Below are 24,100 nucleotides of genomic sequence, written 5' to 3'. Positions count from 1 at the left end.
CGTCAGTACGGTCGTGCCGGGTGCGGGGCGGTGCCTCGCGCCCGGCACGACCCCGGCCTCACCGCCGTGCGAAGGCGCCGATGCCGATGCGCGGCCACGAACGGGCCGCCGCGAGGAGCGCCTGCGTCCGCGCCGACGGAGTGGCCGCTGCCGCCGCCAGTGCCGCCGCGGCGCTCGCGATGCCGAGGACCGCGCCCGCGGCCACGTCACCCGGATAGTGCACGCCCGTGTGGATACGGGAGTACCCGACGGCGCTCGCCAGCGCCCCGAGCGGCACCGCGGCGGGAGGCAGGACCACACCGACGGCGGTGGCGAAGGCGACCGCCGACGCCGTGTGCCCGGACGGGAACGATGCCGACGTCGGCATCGGGACGTGCCGGTCCACCGTCACCCGGGCAGCCTCCCGGTCCGGCCGGGCCCGGCGCACCAGGCGCTTGCCGAGCAGGTTGGCGGAGGCCGAGGCCACGGCGATCGCCCCGACACCGGCGAACGCGGCCTTGCGCGGACGCTTCCCGCCCAGTGCCAGGGCCGCGGCGATGGCGAACGAGATCTTGGAGTGGTCGGCCGCGTGTGACAGATGGCGCAGCGTCCGGTCGAGCGTGGGCGTGGGAGTGGCGGCCACCGCCGCGTACAGGGCGCCGTCCACGGCCCTGAGATCGCCGAATACGGCGGACAGGAGCCGGCCGCCTCCGCGCGCGGGCATCCCGCCGCTCGGGAGCGGACGGGGGGCGTCCGCGTCTGTGATCGTCGGATCGGTCATGTGCTTCTCCCCGCAGTGGCCTTCCCCAGCAAGGTACCGGCTCACGCCGGGCGCACGCTCGGCGCCCCCGCGAGCCGGTACCTCCCGGGTGCCCATGTCGGGCGGCTGAACCCGTCTGCTGAACTGAGGGCATGACGTCCCTGCCCCGCCGGGTCCTGCGCGCACTCGACCGTTTCCACGCCGCCCGTCCCTGGGACCACAACGCCCACTTCCACCGCTGGATCCTGCGGCAGTTCCCCAGGCGTGTCGAAAGCGCCCTGGACGTGGGGTGCGGCAGCGGCGATCTCGCCCGGCTGCTGGCCGGCCGCGCCCAGCGGGTGCACGGGGTCGACGCCGACCCGGCGATCACGGCCCGGGCGCGGGAGCTGACCTCCACGGCGCTCCCGGTGACGTACACGGTGGCCGACGCGCCGGCCGGGCTTCCCGACGGTCCGTACGACGTCATCACCTGCGTCGCCGTGCTCCACCACCTGCCGTTCTCCCGGGCCCTCGAAGCCTTCCGCGACCGTCTGGCCCCCGGCGGCACCCTGGTCATCGTCGGTGTCGCCCGGGAGCGGACGCCCGCCGACCACCTGCTCTCGGTCGCGTCCGTCCCGCTCAACATCGTCATGGCCCTGCTCGAGAACCGGGGCCGCCCGGCGCCTCGCCCCGTCTCGATGACGGCCCGCACGAGCCCGGCGGACATGACCTTCCCGGAGATCGTCCGCGAGGCCCGGGCCGTCCTGCCCGGCGCCCGCCTGCGCCGCCGCCTGTTCTGGCGCTACACGCTGGTGTGGCGCCACCGCTGACGAGCCCGGTGGTTCAGCCGGCGGCGCGGAACGTGCGCAACCGCAGGGAGTTGCCGACGACGAAGACCGAGGAGAAGGCCATGGCCGCCCCGGCGATCATCGGCGTGAGCAGACCGGCCGCGGCCAGCGGCAGGGCCGCCACGTTGTAGGCGAAGGCCCAGAACAGGTTCGAGCGGATGGTGCCGAGGGTGCGGCGGGCGAGCCGGATGGCGTCCGCCGCGGCCCGCAGATCGCCCCGTACGAGGGTCAGGTCACCGGCCTCGATCGCGGCGTCCGTGCCGGTGCCCATGGCCAGACCGAGATCGGCCTGAGCGAGCGCCGCCGCGTCGTTGACGCCGTCGCCGACCATGGCGACCGAACGGCCCTCGGCCTGGAGCCGCTTGACGACCTCGACCTTGTCCTGCGGGAGCACCTCGGCGACGACGTGCTCCGGCGCGATGCCGACCTCGCGGGCGACGGACCGGGCCACCGCCTCGTTGTCCCCGGTCAGCAGGATCGGGGTCAGTCCGAGGGCGCGCAGCCGCCGGATCGCCTCGGGGCTGGTCTCCTTCACCGCGTCGGCGACCTCCAGCACCGCGCGCGCCGCACCGTCCCAGGCGACCGCGATGGCGGTGCGCCCGGCGTCCTCGGCCGCGGCCCGGGCCCGGGCCAGCCCCTCCGGCAGCTCCATCGCCCAGTCGGCCAGCAGCCTTTCCCGCCCGACGAGCACGGCGTGACCCTCGACGACGCCCTGGACGCCGAGCCCGGGCACGTTGGCGAAGTCCTCCGGCGTGGGCAGCGCCCCCAGCTTCTCCAGCGCCCCGTCGGCGACAGCACGGGCGATCGGGTGCTCGGAGGAGTGCTCCAGCGCCCCCGCCAGCCGCAGCACCTCGGTCTCGTCGGTGCCGTCGGCCGTGTGCACGGCCAGCAGGGTCATCCGGCCGGTGGTGACGGTGCCCGTCTTGTCGAGGACGACGGTGTCGACCCGGCGCGTGGACTCCAGCACCTCCGGGCCCTTGATGAGGATGCCGAGCTGCGCGCCCCGCCCGGTGCCGACCATCAGCGCGGTCGGCGTGGCCAGACCCAGGGCACACGGGCAGGCGATGACGAGGACGGCCACCGCGGCGGTGAACGCGGCCGTCAGTCCGACGCCGTTGCCGAGCCAGAAGCCCAGCGTGCCCAGCGCGAGAGCGATCACCACCGGCACGAACACCGCGGAGATCCGGTCCGCGAGCCGCTGCGCGGCGGCCTTGCCGTTCTGCGCGTCCTCCACGAGCCGGGCCATCCGGGCCAGCTGGGTGTCGGCGCCGACGCGCGTGGCGCGCACCACCAGCCGTCCGCCGACATTGATCGTGGCACCGGTGACCGGGTCGCCCGAGTCCACCTCCACCGGCACGGACTCGCCGGTGAGCATCGAGGCGTCCACGGCGGAGGAGCCCTCGACCACCGTCCCGTCCGTCGCGATCTTCTCGCCGGGCCGGACCAGGAAACGGTCACCGACCTGCAACTGCGCGACCGGGACGGTCTGTTCACGGCCGTCGGCGCGCAGCACGGTGACGTCCTTCGCGCCCAGCTCCAGCAGCGCCCGCAGCGCCGCGCCCGCCTTGCGCTTCGCACGGGCCTCGAAGTACCGCCCGGCCAGGATGAAGGCGGTCACGCCCGCGGCGGCCTCCAGGTAGATGTTCCCGGCGCCGTCCGTGCGCTCGATGGTCAGCTCGAAGGGGTGCGTCATGCCCGGCGTGCCCGCGGTGCCGAGGAACAGCGCCCACAGCGACCACAAAAACGCGGCCGAGGTGCCCACCGAGATCAGTGTGTCCATCGTGGCGGCGCCATGCCGCGCGTTGGTGAACGCCGCCTTGTGGAAGGGCCATGCCGCGTAGGTCACCACGGGCGCGGCCAGGGTGAGCGACAGCCACTGCCAGTACTCGAACTGCAAGGCCGGGACCATGGCCATGGCCACGACGGGAACCGCCAGCACCACGGCCGTCACCAACCGCTGCCGCAGCGGCCGGAGTTCGTCGGGCTCCTCGGCCTGCTCCTGCTGCCCGGCGGGAGGCGCGGGCTCCTGCGCGGTGTACCCGGTCGCCTCGACGGTGGCGATCAGGTCGCCGACGGAGACGTCACCGCTGTAGCCGACCTTCGCCTTCTCGGTCGCGTAGTTGACGGTGGCGATGACCCCGTCCATGCGGTTGAGCTTCTTCTCGATGCGCGCCGCGCAGGAGGCGCAGGTCATGCCGCCGATGGCGAGTTCCACTTCCGCGCCGGTATCGGTCGTGCCGGTGGCCATGGCTCACACCCGCCCGGTCAGCTCGTAGCCGGCCTCGTCGACGGTCTCCGCGATCAGGGCGTCGTCGGGCTCGCCCGCGCTGGTGACGGTGACGTGCCCGGCGTCGAGGTCGACCTCGACGCCGCTGACGCCGTCCAGCTCGCCGATGGCCTTGGTCAGCGTGGCCCTGCAGTGGCCGCAGGACATTCCGGAGACGGCGTAGGTGATGGCGGGCATGGCGTGCCTCCTGGGTACGGTCGCGATTCTCGAATACGGGGCGGGGGTATTCCCTCGCTGCGTTTCTGTATACCCCCAAGGGGTATAAGATGCAAGCGCGAACATCACTTGACTTGGTACCCCCTAGGGGTATGGTGAGCTGCATGGAGGCCCCGCATAAGAGCGGGCGGCCCGGTTCTGAAGGAGATGTCGGCCATGAACACCGGACTGAAGATCACGGCCTTCGCCGCCGTCCTGGCTGCGACCTTCGGCACGGCCTACGGCGTCGGCGAGGCCATCGACCCCGTCGTCGCCGACAGCCCGCCGAAACACAAGGAAGAGCACACCCGGCCCTCACCCCGGCCCGAGGAGGCCGGCGGCCACACCGGGCACGACACGCCCCCGGCCGGCGGGCTCCAGATCTCCGAGGACGGCTACACCCTCGACCTCCAGACGCCGAGCGTCACCGCCGGGCAGCGGTCCGACCTGCGCTTCACGGTCAGGGACGGCGGCGGCCGCGCCGTCACCGCCTACCAGCGCGAACACGAGAAGGAACTCCACCTCATCGTGGCCTCACGCGACCTGGTCACCTACCGCCACCTGCACCCCACCCGCGCCGCCGACGGCACCTGGAGCACCCCCGTCGACCTGCCCCGCGCGGGCGGCTACCGCGTCTTCGCCGACTTCACCCCGGCGAAGAAGGACGCCCGGAACCTCACCCTCGGCGCGGACCTCGCCGCCTCCGGCCCGTACCAGCCGGCGGAACTGCCCGCACCGAGCACCACGGCCACGACCAACGGGTACGAGGTGAAGCTGTCCGGCGCCCTGCGGCCGGGCAAGGCGAGCGAACTGAAGCTGAAGGTCTCCCGCGCCGGCGAGCCCGTCACGAACCTCCAGCCCTACCTCGGCGCCTACGGCCACCTGGTCGCCCTGCGCTCCGGCGACCTCGCCTACCTCCACGTCCACCCGAACGGCGAACCCGGCGACGGAAAGACCAGGCCCGGCCCGGACATCTCCTTCACGGCCACGGCCCCCAGCGCCGGTTCCTACCGCCTGTTCCTCGACTTCAAGCACGACGGAAAGGTCCACACGGCGGCGTTCACCGTCAGGGCCGGGGGAGCGGCAGCCGGTTCCGGTACCCCCGAGGGGCATGCGGAGGACGGCCACGGGCACTGAGCGTCAGCCGAGCGCCCGGTCCAGGTTGAAGGCCGCGCTGATCAGCGCGAGATGCGTGAACGCCTGCGGGAAGTTGCCCTGCTGCTCCCCGGTGTGGCTGATCTCCTCGGCGTACAGGCCGAGATGGTTGGCGTACGTCAGCATCTTCTCGAAGGCGAGGCGCGCCTCGTCGATCCGGCCGGCGTGCACCATGGCCTCGACGTACCAGAACGAGCAGATGGAGAACGTGCCCTCGTCGCCGCGCAGCCCGTCGGGGCTGGCCTGCGGGTCGTAGCGGTAGACCAGCGAGTCGGAGACCAGCTCCTCGGTGAGCGCGTCCAGCGTCGACAGCCACTTCGGATCGGTCGGGGCGATGAACTTCGTCAGCGGCATCATCAGCACGGCCGCGTCCAGCACGTCGCCGTCCTCGTGCTGGACGAAGGCCCGGCGCGCCTTTGACCAGCCCCGGCTCATGATCCGCCGGTAGATGGTGTCGCGGTGCTCCCGCCAGCGCGGCAGGTCGGCGGGCAGGCCGCGCCGGTTGGCCATGCGGATGGCCCGCTCGATCGCCACCCAGCACATCAGCCGCGAGTACAGGAAGTTCTTCCGGCCGCCCCGGGTCTCCCAGATCCCCTCGTCGGGCTGGTCCCAGTTCTCGCACACCCAGTCCACCAGCGCGGACACGTCGTCCCACTGGTCGCTGGAGATCGGCTTGGCCCACTTGTCGTAGAGGTAGATGGAGTCGATCAGCGCGCCGTAGATGTCGAGCTGGAGCTGGTCGGCCGCCGCGTTGCCGACCCGTACCGGCGCGGAACCCTGATGGCCCTCCAGATGGTGGAGGGTCGTCTCGGGCAGCTCGGTACGCCCGTCGATGCCGTACATGATCTGCAAGGGGCCGGAGGGCTTGCCGTCGCCCGGGCTGATGTGCCGGGTCACGAAGTCCATGAACGCCTCGGCCTCGCCGGTGAACCCCAGCCTCAGCAGGGCGTAGACGCAGAAGGCCGCGTCGCGCACCCACACGTATCGGTAGTCCCAGTTGCGTTCGCCGCCGAGCCGCTCCGGCAGACTCGTGGTCGGCGCGGCCACGATCGCCCCCGTCGGCGCGTAGGTGAGCAGCTTCAGCGTCAGCGCCGAGCGGTGCACCATCTCCCGCCAGCGGCCCCGGTACTTGGAGGCGGACAGCCAGCGCCGCCAGTACGCCACCGTCGCCGCGAACTGCTCCTCCGCCTCCGTGCGCGCACACCGGCGCGGCAGGACATCGCCGCCCACCTTGTCCAGTGCGAACACCGCCGACTCGCCCTCGGAGAGCTTGAAGTCCCCGCGTACGTCCGGCCCGTCGGTCTCCAGCGGCACGGTCGCGGTCAGTCCGAGCGCCAGCCCCTCGGCCTCGAAGATCGCCGTCTCACCGGCCATCCGGACGGTGTGTGGCCGGGTGCCGTAGTCGAACCGGGGAGCGACGCGGGTACGGAACGGGATCGAGCCGCGTACGCACACCACCCGGCGGATCAGCCGGTGCCGCTCGGTCTCGGCCGACTCGCCGTCGACCGGCATGAAATCCTGCACCTCACCGACGCCGTCCTCGGTGAAGAACCGGGTGATCAGGACGTTGGTGTCGGGGAAGTAGAACTGCTTGGTCCGCGCCGGCACCGCCGCCGCCAGCTCGAAGCAGCCACCGCGCTCCGCGTCCAGGATGGAGGCGAACACACTCGGCGCGTCGAAGGCCGGGCAGCAGTACCAGTCGATCGTGCCGCCGGTCCCCACCAGGGCCACACTGCGCAGATCGCCGATCAGCCCGTGCTCGGCGATCGGCAGATACCGCCGGCCGCCCGGCACGTCGTGATCCTCCGCTGGTCCGCCCATGACCGCCTCCCTGGCCCGGTACGTGCCTCAGCCCCAGCCTAGAAGGCTGATGAAGATCTTGGGTTTTGGTCCTGCCGCGTCAGCGGCAGGGCCAGACTCGTCATGTGGCGATGGGTGAGTGGGTCGGCGAGATGGTCGGGCCGGACGTGTGGGAGACGTGCCGGGAAGTGATCCCGCAGGGGAGTGTGTTCGCGTTCCTGGCCGAGCATCGTGGCGAGCTGTTCCCGGCTGAGATGTTCACGGACATGTACCCGTCGGCGAACGGACGGCCGAGCATGCCGCCGCAGATCCTGGCCGCCGCGGTCACCTTGCAGGCCCTGCACGGGCTGTCGGATTTCGAGACGGTCCAGGAACTGCGGTGCGACCTGCGGTGGAAGGCCGGATGCGGGCTGGGCCTTCACGACATGGCGTTCGACCCGTCGCTGCTGGCCTACTTCCGCCGTCGGCTGGCCCGTTCCGCCCGTCCCAACCGGATCTTCGAGGCCGTGCGCGAGGTCGTGAAGGCCACCGGCGTACTCAAGGGCAAGCACCGCCGGGCACTGGACTCCACCGTGCTGGACGACGCGGTCGCCACCCAGGACACCGTCACCCAGATCATCGCCGCCGTCCGCGCGGTGATCCGCGAGGTCCCCGGCGCCGACGCGGTCGCCGCTGCCCAGTGCAGCGCGCACGACTACACCGACCCGGGCAAGCCCCGCATCGCCTGGAACGACGAGCAGGCCCGCGCCGAGCTGGTCGACGCGCTGGTCACAGATGCCCTGCGGCTGCTGGGCCACCTGCCCGATGAGCAACTCGGCGAAAGGGCGGCCAACGCGGTGGGCCTCCTGGCCCTGGTCGCCGGCCAGGACGTCGAGCCCGCCGAGGACTCCGACGGCCGCGACGGCCGCTGGCGCATCACCCGGGGCACCGCCCCTGGCCGGATGGTCTCCACCATCGATCCCGAAGCACGCCACGTCCACAAGACCCGCACTCACCAGCAGGACGGCTTCAAGGCCCACCTGGCCGTCGAGCCCGAGACCGGGTTATACACCGCCGTCGCTCTGCGGCCCGGCGCCGGGCCCGAGCACCACGAGGCCGCGGTCGGCCTGGAACTGCTTGCCGACGAGGACACCCCACTCGATGCCTTCGGCGACACCGCCTACTCCAGTGGTGATGTCCGCCAGGCCCTCCACGAGGCCGGGCACCGGCTGTTCATCAAGCCCGCCCCGCTGCGGCCTGCCGTCCCCGGCGGCTTCACCCTCGACGACTTCGCCATCGACACCACAGCCGCTGTCGTGACCTGCCCGGCCGGACACACCGTGGCCCTGTCCGGCCCCGGCGGGCAGCACCACCAACGCAAAGCCATTTTCGGGAGCTTATGCACCGGATGCCACCTGCGCGAGCAGTGCACCAAAGCCAGGGCCGGACGCATCCTGACCATCCGGCCCCATCACAACATCCAGACAGCAGCCCGCCACCAGGCCGCAACCGACCCCGGCTGGCAGGCCGACTACCGCCGCTGGCGGCCCCCGGTCGAACGCGCCGTCGCCTGGCTCGTCCACCACGGCAACCGGCGCCTGCGCTACCGCGGCACCATCAAGAACGACACCTGGCTCCACACCCGAGCCGCCGCACTCAACCTCCGCCGACTGATCAACCTCGGACTCACCCACACCAGTGGCACCTGGCACATCGCACCGGCCGGTACATGACCGGAGGGCTGTCCGGCCCGACGGCCGGACAGCCCTCACCAAGATCTTCATCAGCCTTCTAGTAGTGCTTCGTTACGTTGTGTGATCTTCCCTGGTGGTGGGCATCGTTCTGGTATGAGGTTGGGGGAGGTGGAACGGCTCCGGGGTGAGTTAGCGGAGTTCGTTGCCGATGCGTTCGCCTCGCTGCCGCGGCGGGATCAGCGGCGATGGGGTGCGTGTTATCTGCGTGGTCTGATGCTGGACGGCCGGCGGAAATCGATCCAGCCGATGGCCGAGCGGCTGCCGGACGGGAACATGCAGGCCCTGCAGCAGTTCGTGAACCAGTCGCCGTGGGATCCGCTGCCGGTGCGGCGGCGGATCGCCGAGCGGCTGTCCGAGGTGATCACGCCCGAGGTGTGGGTGGTGGACGACGTGTCGTTTCCCAAGTGCGGCACCGCGTCGGTGGGGGTGGCCCGGCAGTACTGCGGGGCGGTCGGGAAACGAGCGAACTGCCAGGTCGCGGTCAGTGTCCATGCCGCCACCGACACCGCGTCCTGCCCGCTGGACTGGCAGTTGTATCTGCCGCGCGAGTGGACGGATACGCCGGAGCGGTGCCGCAGGGCAGGAGTGCCCGACGAGGTGGTGCACCAGGAGAAGTGGCGCCTGGCGCTCGGCCTGCTCGACACGCTCGGCGAGTGGCAGCTGAAGGCGCCGGTCGTGGTCGCCGATGCCGGCTACGGCGTCAGCACCCCGTTCCGGCTCGGTCTTCAACAGCGCGGGCTGTCCTATGTGCTGGCGCTGACCGGGAAGGAAGTCGCCCACCCGGAGAATGCCGAGCCGCACCAGCCCGCTTACGGCGGGCTCGGGCCGCCGACGCTGCCCCGGTATCGCACTGCACCGCGGGCCGTCTCGGTCCTCGCAGCCGAGGCCGGTGCCGGCCGGTTCACCGAGGTGACATGGCGCCAGGGCAGAAAGGGCGCGATGACCTCACGGTTCGCGGTCCTGTCCGTGCGGCCTGCGGGCAAGCAGGCCCTGGCCGCAGCTCAGGAGGCGGGCGGCGGCCGCAACCGGTGGGACGGCGTCCTGCCCACCCAGACGCTCCTGGTCGAATGGCCGGACGGCCAGGGCACTCCGACCGGCTACTGGATATCGAACCTGCCCGCCACCACCCCGGTCGCCGACATGGTGCGGTGGGCGAAGATGCGCTGGCGGATCGAGCACGACTACCGCGAACTCAAGCACGGCCTGGGACTGGACCACTTCGAGGGCCGCACCTGGCGCGGCTGGCACCACCACGTCACCCTCGTCACCGCCGCCCAGGCATTCCTCACCCTCCGGCGGCTCGACCCAAAAGTCCGCACACCGGCCTGACCCTCTACCAGGTCCTCGACCTCCTCCAGGACCTGCTGAGGTGCTGGGCCGGTGAATGCACCACCTGCGGACGCCCCCTACCCACCCCGCGCAGCCGCCGCAGACAGCCCAGAACCTAACGAAGCACTACTAGGGCGTGTCCGCAAAGTCCCGCCTGCCCTGCGACGCCCGGCACCCCCAAGCTCTTCGAGCAGGGGCACCCCCAGAGCACGCACCGGACGCCGCAGGACCCGCCCTCCGGGCGGACGACGGGACTTTACGGACACGCCCCAGGACGTCAGGGCGGGGAAGGAGGATCACACCGTGACGACCCGCACCCCGGCCTCCTCGAACCGCCGCACCGTCTCGGCGTCGGCCGCCGTGTCCGTGACCAGCGTGTCCACCGCCTCGGCAGCGCAGATCCGGGCGAAGGCCCGCTGTCCCAGCTTGCTGGAGTCGGCGGCCACGACCACGCGCTCCGCCCGTTCGCACAGCAGCCGGTTGACAGCGGCCTCCGCCTCGTCGTGCGCCGCGGCCCCGTGCGTGACGTCGAAGGCGACGACGCCGAGCACGGCCACGTCCACGGTGATCTGCCCGAGCACCGCGTCCGCGAGTGGCCCGACCAGTTCGTACGACTGGGCCCGCGCCACCCCGCCGGTCAGCACGATCTTGAACTGCGGCCGCACGGCGAGCTCGTTGGCGATGTTCAGCGCGTTCGTCACGACGGTCAGCGCGGGCGAGCCGGACGTCAGGTCCCCGCGCACGGCCAGGGCCCGCGCCACCTCGGTGGTGGTCGTCCCGCCGGTCAGCCCGACCGCCTCACCCGGCGCGACCAGCTCCGCCACCGCCTTCGCGATGCGCTGCTTCTCGGAAGCGCGCCGGGCCGTCTTGTAGCGCAGCGGCAGTTCGTACGACACGCCGTGCACGACGGCGCCACCCCGCGTGCGCACCAGCATCTGCTGCTCGGCGAGCCGGTCGAAGTCGCGGCGGATCGTCGCCGCCGACACCCCGAGCTCCCCGGCCGCCTCCTCGACATCCAGCCGGCCGCGCTCCACGAGCAGTTCCAGCAGCGCCTTCCAGCGGGCGTCGCGCGACATCCGCACCTCCACCTCTTCTTCGATCTCCGGCGCGACCCTAACGCACACGATCCGCCCGAATGCTTGAAGATGCTCGAAAGCTGGCGATATCTTGCAGGAACAATCAGAACGGAGGGTGCGGCATGACGCATGTCGAGGACGAGCTGAGCAGCCAGCCCGAGTGCTGGGCCCGTGCCGCGTCACAGGCGGCCGGGTACGCGGAGGTGCTGCCGGCGCCGGGGGAGCGGGTCGCGATCGTCGGGTGCGGCACCTCGTACTTCATGGCGCAGGCCGCCGCGGCCCTGCGCGAGGGCGGCGGCCAGGGCGAGACCGACGCGTTCGCCGCCTCGGAGTTCCCGTACGGCCGCGCCTACGACCGGGTCGTCGCCCTCACCCGCTCCGGCACCACGACCGAGGTCCTCGACCTGCTCGGCAGACTGAAGGGCCGTACCCGCACCACCGCGATCACCGCCGGCCCGGACACGCCCGTGAGGACGGCCGCCGACGACCTCGCGGTCCTCGACTTCGCGGACGAACGCTCCGTCGTACAGACCCGCTTCGCCACCACGGCCCTCACCCTGCTCCGCGCCCACCTGGGGCTCCACCCCGGCACCGCCGTCACCGACGCGCACACGGCCCTGGCGGAACCACTGCCCGAAGGCCTGGTGGACTGTGCCGAGTTCACCTTCCTGGGACGCGGCTGGACCGTCGGCCTGGCCCACGAGGCCGGGCTGAAGATGCGCGAGGCGTCGCTGTCCTGGGCGGAGGCCTACCCGGCGATGGAGTACCGGCACGGGCCCATCAGCGTCACCACGAGCGGCACCGCGACCTGGATGTTCGGGGACGCGCCGGACGGACTTGCCGAACAGGTGCGCGACACGGGCGCGTTGTGGATCGCCGGAGCTCTGGACCCGCTCGCCGAACTCGTCCGTGCCCAGCGCCTCGCGGTCGCCGTCGCCACAGCACGCGGCCTCGACCCGGACCAGCCGCGCCACCTCACCCGCTCGGTGATCCTCGCCCACTGACCTCGGAGGCACCGTGCCCCTCACCACCACCGGCGAGCTCATCACCCGCGCGGCCGCCGCGCGTTCGGCCGTCGCCTCCTTCAACGTCATCACACTGGAGCACGTCGAGGCCGTCATCACGGGCGCCGAGTCCGCGCCCGCCCCCGTCGTGCTCCAGGTCAGTGAGAACGCGGTCAGGTTCCGCGGCGGACAACTGCTCCCGCTCGCCCGCGCGGCCGTCGCAGCGGCCGAACGGGCCGCCGTACCGGTTGCGTTGCACCTCGACCACGTGCAGAGCGAGACCCTGCTGCACCAGGCCGCGGAGGCCGGCTTCAGCTCCGTGATGTACGACGCGGCCCGGCTGCCCTACGTGGAGAACCTCGCCGCGACCCGGGCGGCGGTCGACTGGGCCCATGCCCAAGGGCTCTGGATCGAGGCGGAGCTGGGACAGATCGGCGGCAAGAACGGCAGGCCCCCGCTGGACGCCCACACCCCGGGCGCCCGCACCGACCCCGACGAGGCCCGGGCCTTCGTCGCCGACTCGGGCGTGGACGCCCTGGCCGTCGCCATCGGCAGCACCCACGCCATGACCACCCGCACCGCCACCCTCGACCATGCCCTGCTCAAGCGCCTGTCGAGCACCCTGGACGTGCCGCTGGTCCTGCACGGCTCGTCCGGCGTCCCGGACGGCGAACTCACGGCGGCGGTCGCGGGCGGCATCGCCAAGGTCAACATCGGCACGGCCCTGAACATCGCACTGACCCGCGCGATCCGCGACTTCCTCGCCGACCGCCCCGAAGCGGTCGACCCGCGTGGCTACCTGACGGTGGCGCGGGAGGCCATGACCCAGGCGGTGGCCAGGACCCTCCGGACCCTCGGCGCGGCTACCGCTTGACGGCCTTCAGCACCACGAACTTCGGGTCGCTCGCCACGAGCCTGCTGTTGCCGAACAGCTTGCGCAGCTTCACGTGGTAGCCCAGATGCCGGTTGCCGATCACCCACAGCTCGCCCCCCGGCCGCAGCGCACGCCGCGCCCCGGTGAACATCCGCCAGGCCGTGGCGTCCGTCGTCGCCTGATGGGAGTGGAACGGCGGGTTGTTCAGGACCAGGTCGACACTGCCGGACGGCACGCCCGCCAGCCCGTCACCGACCCGGAACTCGGCGTGCCCCGCCACGCCGTTCGCCTTGTACGTGGCCTCCGCCGAGGCCACGGCCTGGAACGACTCGTCCACGAACAGCACCTCGGCCGCCGGGTCGGCCAGCGCCACCGCCGTCCCGACCACGCCGTTGCCGCACCCCAGGTCCACCACCCGCCGGCCGCCCCCGCCGCCCGGCAGATGCTCCAGGAAGAACCGCGTGCCGATGTCGAGCCGGTCGGCGCAGAAGACACCCGCGTGGTTCACGACGGTGCGCCCCGACGCCGGCCCGATGCCGTCCGGGAGCGTGTAGACGTACGGCCACGGACTGGCGGGCCGCTCCAGCGCGGGATCCGGCGTGCAGAAGATCAGCCGGGCCTTCTTCTCGGCGAGCGAGGTGCGGGTCGGGCCGAGGATCCGCTCGAACAGCCGCAGCGTCGAGGTGTGGATCTCCTTCACCATGCCCGTGCCCACGACGACCGTCCCCGCGTGCACCCCCGGCGCCAGCCGCAGCAACTGGTCCTCCAGCAGCGCCAGACTCTTCGGCACCCGCACGAGGAGAACGTCGACCCGGCCGGGCGGCGGGTCCTGCGTGCTGAGCAGCCGGACCGCGCCGGGCTCGACGCCGTGCCGCGCGAGATTGGCCCGGGTCGCCTCCTGGGTCAGGTGGGAATCCGTGATCTGCGTCGGCCGGTGCTCCGCGAGCGCCGTGACCAGGGCACCCCAGCGGTCCCCGACGACCACGACCGTGCCCGACAGCGGGACCCCCTCCTGCGCCAGATACCTCAGCAGGTACTCGTCGGAGGCGTCCCAGGCACGCAGCCTGTCGCGCGGGTCCTCGGGGAAACGGGTCAGCGCGAGCTCGCCCCAGGGCGTCGTCATACGGTCGTTCATCGTGCGTCCAGGCTAGCCGAGCCGCAGTTCAGGCCAGGTCGGGGAGGATGGGAGGCATGGACGGCGAACTGTTTCCCCGAGCTCACGCGCAGGTGGCGCCGGGCGCGGCGCACGTGCCGGACTGGCTGGACGCCGAGCGCCAGCGCGAGCTGCTGGAGGCCTGTCGCGCGTGGGCGCGCCCACCCGCCGGGCTGCGCACGGTCCGCACTCCCGGCGGCGGCACCATGACCGCCCGGCAGGTCTGTCTCGGCTGGCACTGGTACCCCTACGCCTACGCCCGTACGGTCGTCGACGGCGACGGCGCCCCGGTGAAGCCGTTCCCCGACTGGCTGGGGGAGCTGGGCCGCCGGGCGGTGCGGGACACGCTCGGGGGACCGGCGCCGGCGTACGACATCGCCCTCGTCAACTTCTACGACGCCGACGCCCGGATGGGCATGCACCGCGACAGCGACGAGAAGTCGGACGCGCCGGTGGTGTCGCTGAGCCTCGGGGACACCTGCGTGTTCCGCTTCGGCAACACCGAGACCCGCACCCGGCCCTGGACCGACATCGAGCTGCGCAGCGGCGACCTGTTCGTCTTCGGCGGCCCGTCCCGGCTCGCCTACCACGGGGTCCCCCGGGTACACGGGGGCACGGCACCGCCCGGACTGGGCCTGACCGGACGCCTCAACATCACGCTCCGGGTCAGCGGCCTGTAGGCCGCGGGCCCTACGGATCATGGGAGACTCGCCCTCATGAGCGGGAAGGCGGACCCCCGGCCGGCGGGGGATGGGAGCACCTCGACGAGGACGCGGCTGGACCGGGGGCGCGGAGCGCTCGGACCCGCGCTGGAGCTCGTGCACACCGGACGCGCGCCGACCCGGGCCGTGCTCACCGCCGAACTCGGGGTGACCCGCGCGACGGCGGGAGCGGTCGCCGCCGAACTGGAGGCCCTCGGCCTGATCCGGGTCGACGCCCGGCCCGGGGCGGCAGCGGGTTCGCAGGGCAGGCCCTCGCACCGCCTGTCCGTCGCCGAGGACGGCCCCGTCGCGCTCGCCGCGCAGGTGCACGCCGACGGCTTCCGGGCGGCGCTGGTCGGGCTGGGCGGCCGGATCGTCGCCACCGCGCCCGGCTGCGAGGCCGTCGACGCCGACCCGGCGAAGGTGCTCGCCTCCGTCGTCACCGCGGGCGCCGAGCTGCTGCGGGAGACGGGGCGGCGATGCGTGGGCGCGGGACTGGCCGTCCCCTCCGCGGTCGCCGAACCCGAGGGCCTGGCACTGAACCCGCTGCACCTGGCCTGGCCCGCGGGCGCTCCCGTCCGGGACATCTTCGCCGAGCAGGTGCGCGCGGCCGGCCTCGACGGACCCGCGTTCGCCGCGAACGACGTCAACCTCGCCGCGCTCGCCGAGCACCGGCACGGCGCCGGACGCGGCGCCCGGGACCTGCTGTGCGTGGCCACCGGCCACCGGGGTGTCGGCGGTGCGCTCGTCCTCGACGGCCGCCTCCACCGGGGCAGTTCGGGCCTGGCGCTGGAAGTCGGCCATCTCACCGTGCACCCCGAGGGCCGCCCCTGCCACTGCGGCAGCCGCGGCTGCCTGGACGTGGAGACCGACCCGCTGGCCTTCCTCACGGCGGCGGGACGCGAACCGGGTCCCGAGGTGTCCCTGCTCCAGCAGTCCATCGACCTGATCCGCCACCACTACGACGACCCGGGTGTCCGCACCGCCACCGAGGCCCTCATCGACCGGCTCGGCCTCGGACTCGCCGGTCTCGTCAACATCCTCAACCCCGACCGCATCATCCTCGGCGGCCTGCACCGCACCCTCCTGGACGCCGACCCCGACCGGCTCCGTGCCGTCGTGGCCGACCGCAGCCTGTGGGGCCAGAGCGGCGGCGTCCCCATCCTGGCCTGCACCCTCGACCACAACAGCCTGGTCGGCGCCGCCGAGCTGGCATGGCAGCCGGTACTGGACGATCCGCTCGGGGCGCTCACCTAAGCAGTGCCGAAGGCCTCGCCGAGAGCGCGTCCTCCCATGAGAGGAGCAGCAGCGAAAAGAGAGCCGGGCGTGAGGGGAGCTGGTCACCGACGTCGTACGCCATGTGCCGGACCTCCGGTGGACGGTCCTGCCGGCGCGTGGTCGGCCGCGGAGTTACGGGGCGAGGTGACTGATGGCTTCACTCAACTCCCTTCCGTAACAAAGCGAGCACACCCTCACAGTTATTTGACCGATCGTTCTGGATGCGCCTATGGTCTCCGATGTGGCCAGGACCAAGGAATTCGATCCGGACGCCGCGCTCCAGTCGGCCCTTGAGCTGTTCTGGCGGCGCGGCTATGAAGCGACGTCGATGAGGGACCTCGTCGAGCACCTCGGCATCGGCCGCGCCAGCATCTACGCGACCTTCGGCAGCAAGCACGAGCTGTACCTGAAGGCCATGGACCGGTACGCCGAGATGCGCGACCCGTTTCTCCTGGCCGAGCTGTCGCAGCCGGGCCCCGCCCTGCCCGCGGTGCGGGCGGTGGTGCGCCGCTTCGCCGCGGAGGCCGCATCCCCGGAGGACCGGCTGAACGGCTGCTTCGTCACCAATACCGCAGCCGAGCTGGCCCCGCACGACCCCGCGGCGGCCCGCCGGGTCGAGATCAGCTGGGAGCACGTCGAGACCCCGCTGCACTCCGCGCTCGTACGCGCCCAGGCCCAGGGTGAGCTGCCCGCGGACCGTGATCCGCGCGCGCTGGCTCGCATGCTGTTCGTCCTGCTGCAGGGCCTGCGCGTCGTCGGCAAGGCGTCGAATGATCCCGCCCGGGTGCGGGACGCGGCCGAGCAGGCGCTGGCCCTGCTGGACTGAAGACAGGCACCACAACCCACTGGGCTTCCTTCGGCGTACCCGAATAATGAACCGATCGGTCAAAAATTAGGGGGAGACGTGACCGCCACGAACACCGCCCGCGTCACCGCCATGCGGCAGCGGTGCGCCTTCGTCCTCCTTGGCAGTGTCCAGACCACGCTGATCTTCACTCTTGCCTCGATCGCCGTACCGCTGCCCGCCATCGGGCGCGAATTCGGCCTGGAACGCGCCGACTTGATCCTGCTCAGCGCCGCCTACGGATTGACCTTCGCCGGACTGCTGCTCTTCGGCGGGCGCCTAGCCGACCGCTACGGCGGGCGGCGCGCCCTCACCGCAGGCATTGTCCTCTTCGCCGCCGCCCTGGCCGTCGCCCCGCTTGCCCCCGGCTTCGGGGCTCTGCTCGCCGCGCGCTTCGCGCAGGGCGCGGGGGCGGCTCTGATCGCACCCGCCGCCATGGCCGTGCTGCGCGCCGCCTTCCCCTCCTCCGCCGCGTACGGCAGGGCGATGGCCACCTGGGGCGGGCTTTCGGTACTCGGCGCGACCGCGGGCAATCTGCTCTCCGGTGTCATCTCAGCACTGTCGTCCTGGCGTTGGACCTTCGCCGTACCGCTTGCGGTGGCCCTCGCCGCCCTCGCCCTCACGCCCCGGCTACTGCCGGACACCGCACCGAGCCGGGGCAGGACTCTCGACCTGCCGGGTGCTTCGCTCGCCACCGCCGGGATCACCCTCGCCAGCTACGGGCTCGTCGTCACCGACACCCACCCCTGGTCGTCGGCCGGCGTGCTCGTGCCGCTGCTCGCCGGGGCCGCGCTGCTGGCCGCGTTCCGGTATGCCGAGCGTCGCGCCCGCGACCCGCTACTGCCGCCCCGCTTCCTGCTCGACCGGCGGCGAGTCCTCGCCCTGGCGGCCATCGCACTGAGCGCTTGCGGAACCTCGATGACCTTCGTGGTCCTCTCGCTCCACCTCCAGCAGGTGCGCGACTGGTCACCGCTGCAGACCTCGGCGGCGTTCGTACCGTTCGCTGTTGCGCTGATCGCCTCGGGCCGCGCGGCAGGACCTCTCATCGGCCGGTACGGGGCCCGAACCGTCGCGGCCGCCGGGCTCGGTACGGGCGCGGCCGGGCTCGCCCTCCTCGCGCTCACCGGGACCGACGCACACATCCCCTACGGATATGGACTGTTGCCGGGCCTCGTGCTGCTGCCGGCCGGCACGGCGGTCTCCTTCGCAGGAGCCGCCGTACTCACCACTGAAGGGGTGCCGCAGCAGCAGACCGGGCTCGCGGGCGGCGTGCTGAACACCGCGATGGAATCCGGTCCGACGGTCCTGTTCGCGATCCTGCTCACGCTCGGCAGCGATGCCTCGTCCCTGGCCGCAACAGGGGCCGCTCTCGCCGCCGTCGCACTCCTGAACCACCGCATCAAGTAACCCATCGCACAAGGGAGCCACTGAAATGAACCGCTTCACCGGCAAGACCGCCCTCGTCACCGGCGCAGGCTCCGGCCTCGGCCGCGCGATCGCGCTCGCATTCGCCGCCGAGGGCGCATCCGTGGTCGTCGCGGGACGCACCGCGGCCTCCCTGGACGAGACGGCCGGTCTCATCGAGGCCGCCGGCGGCACGGCCGCCGCCGTCACCACCGATGTCACCGACTCCGGCCGGCTCCAGAACCTCGTACGCGAGAGCGTCACCCGCTTCGGCGGGCTGGACATCGCGGTCAACAACGCCGGGATACTCCGCGGCACCGTGCCCGCCGGGGAGGTGAGCGAGGAGGACTGGGACGCGGTGCTGCGGACCAATGTCACCGGCGTCTGGCTGGCCATGAAGCACGAGATCGCGCACATGAAGGACAACGGCGGCGGCACCATCGTCAACATCTCCTCCAACCTGGGCGCACACCTGCGGATCCCGAACGCCGCCGCGTACATCGCCTCGAAGGCGGCGGTCTCCGCGCTGACCCGGGCCGCTGCTCTCGACCACATCCACCAGGGCATCCGCATCAACGCGGTCAGCCCCGGTGCCTCGGCCGCTCCCATGTCGCTGCGGCCCGGCGAGACCGAGGCCGACCGTGCCGAGCGGGTGAAGACGGAAAACCCGCTCGGACGGGTCGCGGAGGCCGAAGAAGTGGCGGCCGCGGCGCTCTATCTCGCCTCGCCCGCATCCGGTGCGGTGGTCGGCGCCGACCTGGTCATCGACAGCGGCTCCTCGGCCTGACGGTTCGTGGACTTCGGCTGCACCCTTCGCGGCAAGGAACTTCGCGCTTCCGCACGGCCCGCCCAGGCGCCCGCCGCTGGGGCCCGCGCTTCCAGGCCGCGTACGAGCACATCGTCTACCCGGCCGCGGACCACCCGGCGGACGCGTCCCTGCTCGCGGCCTTCACCACCCACCCGGTGCACGAGGCCCTGGCCGCGGCGGCGAAGCTGCGGCCGTCCGTGGACATCGCGGTGACCTGAGCCGGTCACCGCACGGGCCTACCGGTCGTCGGCCGCCCGCTGAAGACACGCGCGGACCCGGACCACGGCCGGGTTGCCGGCGGCACCCGGCCGCTGGACGAGAGACGGTGTGTTCAGCGGCGGTTCCGCCGCCGCGTGCAGCAGGACGAGACGGCCATAGCCCAGGTTCTCCGCGCACAGTGAACGGGGCAGCACGCTGTGGCCCGCGCCCAGCGGTCACCGCGGGCAGCACGGCGTGGAGGAGGACCTGCCCGGCGGCCGCGTCCGCATCCTCACCCAGGAGACCCAGATCGGCCGCCCCGCCGCCGAACCGGCCCGGCAGACCCCGAATCCGATGCTCAACGGACATCAGGTGTGGCTCGACGGGCTTGTCCGCGCCGCTTTCGGGAAGGTTCGCGCCTGAGCGGGCAGGCTGGACCGCAGGCGGCACGCCCGCACCGTACGAACGAGGAAGTTGACGTCATGACCGACAAGCTCACCGTGAGCGTCCTGGGAACCGGCATCATGGGCGCCGCGATGGCCCGGAACCTGGCGCGCGCCGGGCACACCGTCCACGTCTGGAACCGTACCCGCGCCAAGGCCGAGCCGCTGGCCACCGAGGGCGTGCACATCGCCGACACCCCCGCGCAGGCGGTCCGGGACAGCGACGTCGTCCTGACCATGCTCTACGACGGCCCCGCCGCCCTGGACGCGATGCGCCAGGCCGCCCCCGCCCTGCGCCCCGGCACCGCGTGGATGCAGTCCACGACCGCCGGCGTCGAGGCCATCGGCGACCTCGCCGCCTTCGCCCGCGAGCACGGCCTGGTCTTCTACGACGCCCCCGTCCTCGGCACCCGCCAGCCCGCCGAGGCCGGGCAGCTGACCGTCCTCGCCGCCGGCCCCGCCGAGGGCCGGGACACGGTGATGCCGGTCTTCGACGCCGTCGGCGCCCGTACCGTGTGGGCCGGCGAGGACGGCGCGGCCGGCGGCGCCACCCGGCTGAAGCTGGTCGCCAACAGCTGGGTCCTCGCCGTCACGGCCGCCGCCGGTGAGGCCCTGGCGCTGGCGAAGGCCCTCGACGTCGACCCGCGCGGTTTCCTCGACCTCATCGCCGGCGGTCCGCTCGACATGGGCTATCTGCACGCCAAGTCAGGCCTGGTCCTCGAAGACCGGCTCACACCGCCCCAGTTCGCGGTGAGTACCGCGGCCAAGGACGCCCGCCTCATCGTCGAGGCCGGCGCGGGCCACGGCGTCCGCCTGGACGTGGCCGAAGCCGCCGCCGCCCGCATGGAGCGTGCCGCCGCCCAGGGCCACGGCGACGAGGACATGGCCGCCGCCTATTTCGCGAGCTTCGACGACACCCCGTCCGCCTGATCACCCTGGAGGTTCCCCATGTCCAAGCCGCCGCTTCCGCCCGAGGCCGACGCCCTGCTGAGCCGGCCCAACCCGTGCGTCATGGCCACGCTCCGCTCCGACGGCACACCGGTCTCCACCGCCACCTGGTACGTATGGAAGGACGGCCGGGTGCTGATCAACCTCGACGAGGGCCGGGTCCGCCTGAAGCACCTGCGCCGCGACCCGCGCGTGACCCTCACCGTCCTGGCCGCCGACGACTGGTACACCCACGTCACCCTCATCGGACGCGTCACCGAGATGTACGACGACGAGGGCCTGGCCGACATCGACCTGCTCGCCCGGCACTACACCGGCAAGCCGTACCCGAACCGCGTCCGCCCCCGGGTCAGCGCCTGGATCGAGGTCGACCGCTGGCACGGCTGGGGCGAGATGAAGGACAGCGACCAGGCCTCGTCCTGAGCGACCAGGCCCCGACCTGGGGCGCCGAGTGAGGCACCGCCGACCACGCCGTCAGCTCCACTCCACGGCGAACGCCCGGCCCGGGTTCTCCATGAGGATGCGCCCCACCAGGTCCTCGCCCACCGCGTGGACGAGCCGCGGGCGCACCCGGCGCAGCAGATACGGCATCCCGGGGCCGCCGCCCACCGAGCGGGCGGCGGCCGTCGTGGTGTCCGCGCCCAGCAGCAGCCGGTCGCCGAACCCGGCGTCGGCGAGGGCCCTTACGGCGTCCGGCATCCGCCAGTCGGTGGCGTGGTGGGCGTGTGACGGGCCGTCAAACGCCAGATAGCACCCGGAATCTGCCGCCTGCCGATGCACCACGAGGTCGGGGGAGCGGTTGAGGTGCCCGAGCACCACGCGACACGGCGGCACCCCCAACTCCCCGCACAGCAGGTCCAGTACGTCCAGCGCCCCGGTGCCCAGCTCCAGATGCACGGCGATGGTCGCGCCCGTGGCGTGATGCGCCTCGGCCGCCGCCGTCATGGTCCAGCGGGCGTGCGCGTCCAGGGCGTGGAAACCGCCCGCGACCTTGACGAGCCCCGCCCGCACCCCCGACGCCCCGATGCCCTCGGCGAGTTCCGCAACGAAGACGTCGGCGAGCCGGCCCCGAAGCCCCTTCAGCGCGTCCTCGTCGTAGTGGACGGCCTGGTGCAGCCCGGTCGCCGCCACCACGTGCACCCCGGTCTCCCGGGACAGCGGCGGCAGATCGGCGGCCCGCCGCCCTAGCCCGTACGGCGTCCACTGCACCACGGCACCACCGCCCTGCGCCCGGAACGCGACCAGCTCCGCCCGTGCCGCCGCCACACTGCGCAGCTCCTGGCCGGGCAGCCGGGGACTGCCGAAGAACAGGTGGTCGTGGGCGTCGCACACACCCAGCTCTCCGGGCGGCACGTCTCCCAGCACCGTGCGGACCGCGCTCACCACCGGCGCCCCCGGGGCAACCGGTCCCGGCCCGGTGCCGACAGGTGCAGCACCTCGAACACGTCCCCGTCGGCCTTCGGGCTGTCGTGCTCCCAGAGGGAGAAGTGCACCAGCTCCCAGCGGCTCGTGTCGACGGCGGCCGCGGCGAGCAGGGCCCCGTCCTCCGCCGCCAGCCGCCGGGCCTCCCGCACCGCGTCCTCCGCCGCCTCGGCCAACGCCCCGGAGGCGGGGACGGGCTGGCGCCGCCGTACCGCGAACCGCCCGCGTGAACCGGCACCCTCCTCGTACGCGAGCCCCGTCCACTGTCGTGCGGACGGCCGCCCGAAGTCGTCACTGAGCCTCTGGAACCCGCCGCCCCAGAGGAAGGCGTTCATGCCTTCGACGGTGTTCCACAGGTAGAAGGGCGCGTACTGGTTGACCGGCGAGCCGCGCAGACCGCGCTCGCGCATCAGATAGGCCTTGAGGCCGAGCCCGTCCCAGTCGTCGAGCAGGTGCCCCGAGCGGTCGACACGGTCGCGGATGACGCGCATGTCGTAGTCGGCGGGCAAGGTGAGTTCGTACTGCATGGCGTGCATTCGGGTCTCCTCAAGCGGGGCGGGGTGCCAGCAGCGACAGCAGGCCCCGCACACCCGCGTCGAAGGCGGCGGGGGAGCCGGAGGCGCGGGCGAGGACGTAACCGCCCTGGACCGTCGCGACGACCGCCGCGGCGATCTCCCCGCCGTCCAGTGAGGGCGCGAACTGGCCCTGAGTCTTGCCCTCTTCGACGAGCCCGGCGATCCGCTCACGGATCCAGTCGAGCGTCTCGTCGACCGGGGCGCGCAGCTCGGCGCTGGCGATCACGTCCGGGTCCATGGTCAGCCGGCCGACCGGGCAGCCCCGCAGCACATCCCGCTCGCGCCGCAGATACGCCTCGATGCGCTGGTACGGCGTCCCCGGGCCGTCGAGTACTCCCGCGGCGGTGGCCCGCATCTCCTCGGCGGTCCGCCGGATGGCGGCCAGCGCGAGGTCGGGCTTGCCCTTGAAATGGTGGTACATGCTGCCCTGCCCGGCGCCCGCGCGCTCCAGGATCGCCTTGGGGCTCGTGCCCACGTAGCCGCGCTCCCACAGGAGTTCACGGGTGGACTCGATCAGCCGTTCCGAGGTGCTCATGCCCTCACTGTACATACCAGTAGTTACAAGAGTCGAGGTCCGGGGGAGCACGCCTGCCCCTCCCGCCTACTTCCTCCGAGGTACGCCTGACCCAGGAACAAGGCCAGGCGTGCCACTGACAGCAAGAGCGGGCCCCTGCCAGGCCGAGCCCGGAATCCCACGAAATGAGACTCACTACATGAGCGTGCTGTTGATGGCCTACGGGTCGCGCGGAGACGTCGAACCGCTGGTGGCGGTTGCGGTGCAGCTGCGGAACCCAGGAGTGGACGTGCGGAGGTGCACGCCCCCTGACTTCGCGGAGCTGTTCGACTCCGTCGGCCTCCCGCTGGTGCCGATCGGCGAGCCGGTGCGCCCGTTAGTGAAGGGGGTGCTCACCGGGAAGACGAAGGCTCCCGCGGAGGGACTGCCCGCACGCGCGGCCGCGATGACCACCACGACGTACGAGGCGGTCGTCACGGCTGCCGAGGGATGCGACGTGATCCTGGCGACCGGTCTGCTCCCGGCCGCGGCCGGCGCGAGGACGGCGGCTTCCGGCTGTTGACCGCCGCCCTGCCCCAGCAGTTCGAGGGCTCCGCGACCGAGGCCAGCGGCCGGCCCTCGCCGATCCGCTCAGCGGTCTTGCCCACGCCGATCCCGTAGTTCCGGACCGTGTTCGGTGTCGTCTGGAGGACGACTTCAGACGGTTTCCGTTGTAGGCCACCCGTCGCCACCGGGTGACGTGCGCCCGGAGGCGTACCTCACCCGGCGGCAACCGACGTGCGAACGGTGGTCA

Annotated in this window: 25 protein-coding genes; 15 read left to right on the top strand and 10 right to left on the bottom strand. The window is 72.5% G+C overall.

Annotation, left to right across the window (positions count from 1 at the left end):
• Positions 1-58: 58 nt before the first annotated feature.
• Positions 59-760 carry a phosphatase PAP2 family protein gene (locus HDA41_RS03810; protein WP_184980662.1) on the bottom strand — a complete coding sequence of 234 codons (702 nt, stop codon included), beginning with the start codon at positions 758-760 and terminating at the stop codon, positions 59-61.
• 131 nt (positions 761-891) lie between these two features.
• Between HDA41_RS03810 and HDA41_RS03805 the strand changes: the two genes are divergently transcribed.
• On the top strand, positions 892-1,548 hold the full coding sequence (locus HDA41_RS03805) for a class I SAM-dependent methyltransferase (RefSeq protein ID WP_184980660.1): 657 nt from the start codon (positions 892-894) through the stop codon (positions 1,546-1,548).
• Between the two features lie 13 nt (positions 1,549-1,561).
• On the opposite strand, the gene HDA41_RS03800 is transcribed toward HDA41_RS03805, so the two are convergent.
• Together HDA41_RS03800 and HDA41_RS03795 are read right to left on the bottom strand one after the other, a co-directional pair.
• A complete protein-coding gene (locus HDA41_RS03800; RefSeq protein ID WP_184980658.1) occupies positions 1,562-3,814 on the bottom strand; it encodes a heavy metal translocating P-type ATPase in 2,253 nt (750 codons plus the stop codon).
• 3 nt (positions 3,815-3,817) lie between these two features.
• Positions 3,818-4,030 carry a heavy-metal-associated domain-containing protein gene (locus HDA41_RS03795; protein ID WP_184980656.1) on the bottom strand — a complete coding sequence of 71 codons (213 nt, stop codon included), beginning with the start codon at positions 4,028-4,030 and terminating at the stop codon, positions 3,818-3,820.
• Between the two features lie 195 nt (positions 4,031-4,225).
• Between HDA41_RS03795 and HDA41_RS03790 the strand changes: the two genes are divergently transcribed.
• Positions 4,226-5,185 carry a DUF8832 domain-containing protein gene (locus HDA41_RS03790; protein ID WP_184980654.1) on the top strand — a complete coding sequence of 320 codons (960 nt, stop codon included), beginning with the start codon at positions 4,226-4,228 and terminating at the stop codon, positions 5,183-5,185.
• Positions 5,186-5,188: 3 nt separating this feature from the next.
• On the opposite strand, the gene HDA41_RS03785 is transcribed toward HDA41_RS03790, so the two are convergent.
• Entirely contained in the window at positions 5,189-7,024 is a 1,836-nt protein-coding gene (locus tag HDA41_RS03785; protein WP_184980651.1) for a glycoside hydrolase family 15 protein, read from the bottom strand.
• 110 nt (positions 7,025-7,134) lie between these two features.
• On the opposite strand from HDA41_RS03785, the gene HDA41_RS03780 reads away from it, so the two are divergent.
• Positions 7,135-8,715: an IS1182 family transposase gene (locus tag HDA41_RS03780; RefSeq protein WP_184993123.1), complete on the top strand. Its 1,581-nt coding sequence runs from the start codon at positions 7,135-7,137 to the stop codon at positions 8,713-8,715.
• A gap of 114 nt (positions 8,716-8,829) precedes the next feature.
• Positions 8,830-10,065 (top strand): IS701 family transposase, encoded by a 1,236-nt coding sequence (locus HDA41_RS03775; protein WP_184979534.1) that lies wholly within the window; start codon positions 8,830-8,832, stop codon positions 10,063-10,065.
• Between the two features lie 296 nt (positions 10,066-10,361).
• Here HDA41_RS03775 and HDA41_RS03770 read toward each other — a convergent pair whose 3' ends face one another.
• Positions 10,362-11,141 carry a DeoR/GlpR family DNA-binding transcription regulator gene (locus HDA41_RS03770; RefSeq protein ID WP_184980649.1) on the bottom strand — a complete coding sequence of 260 codons (780 nt, stop codon included), beginning with the start codon at positions 11,139-11,141 and terminating at the stop codon, positions 10,362-10,364.
• A gap of 122 nt (positions 11,142-11,263) precedes the next feature.
• On the opposite strand from HDA41_RS03770, the gene HDA41_RS03765 reads away from it, so the two are divergent.
• Together HDA41_RS03765 and HDA41_RS03760 are read left to right on the top strand one after the other, a co-directional pair.
• Entirely contained in the window at positions 11,264-12,145 is an 882-nt protein-coding gene (locus tag HDA41_RS03765) for an SIS domain-containing protein (RefSeq protein WP_184980647.1), read from the top strand.
• A 13-nt stretch (positions 12,146-12,158) separates the two neighbouring features.
• A complete protein-coding gene (locus HDA41_RS03760; RefSeq protein WP_184980645.1) occupies positions 12,159-13,019 on the top strand; it encodes a class II fructose-bisphosphate aldolase in 861 nt (286 codons plus the stop codon).
• Here the strand turns inward: HDA41_RS03760 and HDA41_RS03755 are convergent.
• Positions 13,009-14,142, bottom strand: coding sequence for a methyltransferase (locus tag HDA41_RS03755; RefSeq protein ID WP_184993122.1), 1,134 nt, complete (start codon positions 14,140-14,142; stop codon positions 13,009-13,011). The genes HDA41_RS03760 and HDA41_RS03755 overlap by 11 nt on opposite strands.
• A 68-nt stretch (positions 14,143-14,210) precedes the next feature.
• On the opposite strand from HDA41_RS03755, the gene HDA41_RS03750 reads away from it, so the two are divergent.
• The 5 genes from HDA41_RS03750 to HDA41_RS03730 all read left to right on the top strand — a co-directional run bounded on the left by HDA41_RS03750 (position 14,211) and on the right by HDA41_RS03730 (position 19,186).
• Complete coding sequence (locus HDA41_RS03750) at positions 14,211-14,852, top strand: alpha-ketoglutarate-dependent dioxygenase AlkB family protein (protein WP_184980643.1); 642 nt, start codon at positions 14,211-14,213, stop codon at positions 14,850-14,852.
• 36 nt (positions 14,853-14,888) lie between these two features.
• The gene (locus HDA41_RS03745) at positions 14,889-16,130 is read left to right on the top strand and encodes an ROK family protein (RefSeq protein WP_184980641.1); all 1,242 of its coding nucleotides are present in this window, start codon (positions 14,889-14,891) and stop codon (positions 16,128-16,130) included.
• Positions 16,131-16,392: 262 nt separating this feature from the next.
• Positions 16,393-16,977, top strand: coding sequence for a TetR/AcrR family transcriptional regulator (locus HDA41_RS03740; RefSeq protein WP_184980639.1), 585 nt, complete (start codon positions 16,393-16,395; stop codon positions 16,975-16,977).
• A gap of 78 nt (positions 16,978-17,055) precedes the next feature.
• A complete protein-coding gene (locus HDA41_RS03735; RefSeq protein ID WP_230299833.1) occupies positions 17,056-18,402 on the top strand; it encodes an MFS transporter in 1,347 nt (448 codons plus the stop codon).
• 25 nt (positions 18,403-18,427) lie between these two features.
• A complete protein-coding gene (locus tag HDA41_RS03730; protein WP_184980637.1) occupies positions 18,428-19,186 on the top strand; it encodes an SDR family NAD(P)-dependent oxidoreductase in 759 nt (252 codons plus the stop codon).
• Between the two features lie 257 nt (positions 19,187-19,443).
• Here HDA41_RS03730 and HDA41_RS03725 read toward each other — a convergent pair whose 3' ends face one another.
• The gene (locus HDA41_RS03725; RefSeq protein WP_184980635.1) at positions 19,444-19,620 is read right to left on the bottom strand and encodes a hypothetical protein; all 177 of its coding nucleotides are present in this window, start codon (positions 19,618-19,620) and stop codon (positions 19,444-19,446) included.
• A gap of 40 nt (positions 19,621-19,660) precedes the next feature.
• Between HDA41_RS03725 and HDA41_RS03720 the strand changes: the two genes are divergently transcribed.
• Genes HDA41_RS03720 through HDA41_RS03710 form a run of 3 tightly spaced genes read left to right on the top strand, consistent with a single transcriptional unit; the run spans position 19,661 to position 21,219 of the window.
• Positions 19,661-19,828, top strand: coding sequence for an SRPBCC family protein (locus HDA41_RS03720; RefSeq protein WP_184980633.1), 168 nt, complete (start codon positions 19,661-19,663; stop codon positions 19,826-19,828).
• Positions 19,829-19,887: 59 nt separating this feature from the next.
• Complete coding sequence (locus tag HDA41_RS03715; protein ID WP_184980631.1) at positions 19,888-20,778, top strand: NAD(P)-dependent oxidoreductase; 891 nt, start codon at positions 19,888-19,890, stop codon at positions 20,776-20,778.
• 18 nt (positions 20,779-20,796) lie between these two features.
• Complete coding sequence (locus tag HDA41_RS03710) at positions 20,797-21,219, top strand: PPOX class F420-dependent oxidoreductase (protein ID WP_184980629.1); 423 nt, start codon at positions 20,797-20,799, stop codon at positions 21,217-21,219.
• 51 nt (positions 21,220-21,270) lie between these two features.
• Here HDA41_RS03710 and HDA41_RS03705 read toward each other — a convergent pair whose 3' ends face one another.
• The 3 genes from HDA41_RS03705 to HDA41_RS03695 are packed head-to-tail and all read right to left on the bottom strand — an operon-like array spanning position 21,271 to position 23,343.
• On the bottom strand, positions 21,271-22,179 hold the full coding sequence (locus HDA41_RS03705) for a phosphotriesterase family protein (protein ID WP_184980627.1): 909 nt from the start codon (positions 22,177-22,179) through the stop codon (positions 21,271-21,273).
• Positions 22,176-22,754: a DUF4865 family protein gene (locus HDA41_RS03700; RefSeq protein ID WP_184980625.1), complete on the bottom strand. Its 579-nt coding sequence runs from the start codon at positions 22,752-22,754 to the stop codon at positions 22,176-22,178. Before HDA41_RS03700 ends, HDA41_RS03705 begins: the two co-directional genes overlap by 4 nt.
• Before the next feature lie 10 nt (positions 22,755-22,764).
• Positions 22,765-23,343: a TetR/AcrR family transcriptional regulator gene (locus tag HDA41_RS03695; RefSeq protein WP_184980623.1), complete on the bottom strand. Its 579-nt coding sequence runs from the start codon at positions 23,341-23,343 to the stop codon at positions 22,765-22,767.
• Positions 23,344-23,506: 163 nt separating this feature from the next.
• Here HDA41_RS03695 and HDA41_RS42220 point away from each other — a divergent pair, with 163 nt between their 5' ends.
• Positions 23,507-23,869 carry a glycosyltransferase gene (locus HDA41_RS42220; protein WP_184980621.1) on the top strand — a complete coding sequence of 121 codons (363 nt, stop codon included), beginning with the start codon at positions 23,507-23,509 and terminating at the stop codon, positions 23,867-23,869.
• The last annotated feature ends 231 nt before the right edge of the window (positions 23,870-24,100 follow it).

The sequence above is a fragment of the Streptomyces caelestis genome, from assembly GCF_014205255.1.
Taxonomy (GTDB): Bacteria; Actinomycetota; Actinomycetes; order Streptomycetales; family Streptomycetaceae; genus Streptomyces; species Streptomyces caelestis.
The sequence above is the reverse complement of the archived record's forward strand: the minus strand, read 5'-3'. Positions and strand labels throughout refer to the sequence as shown.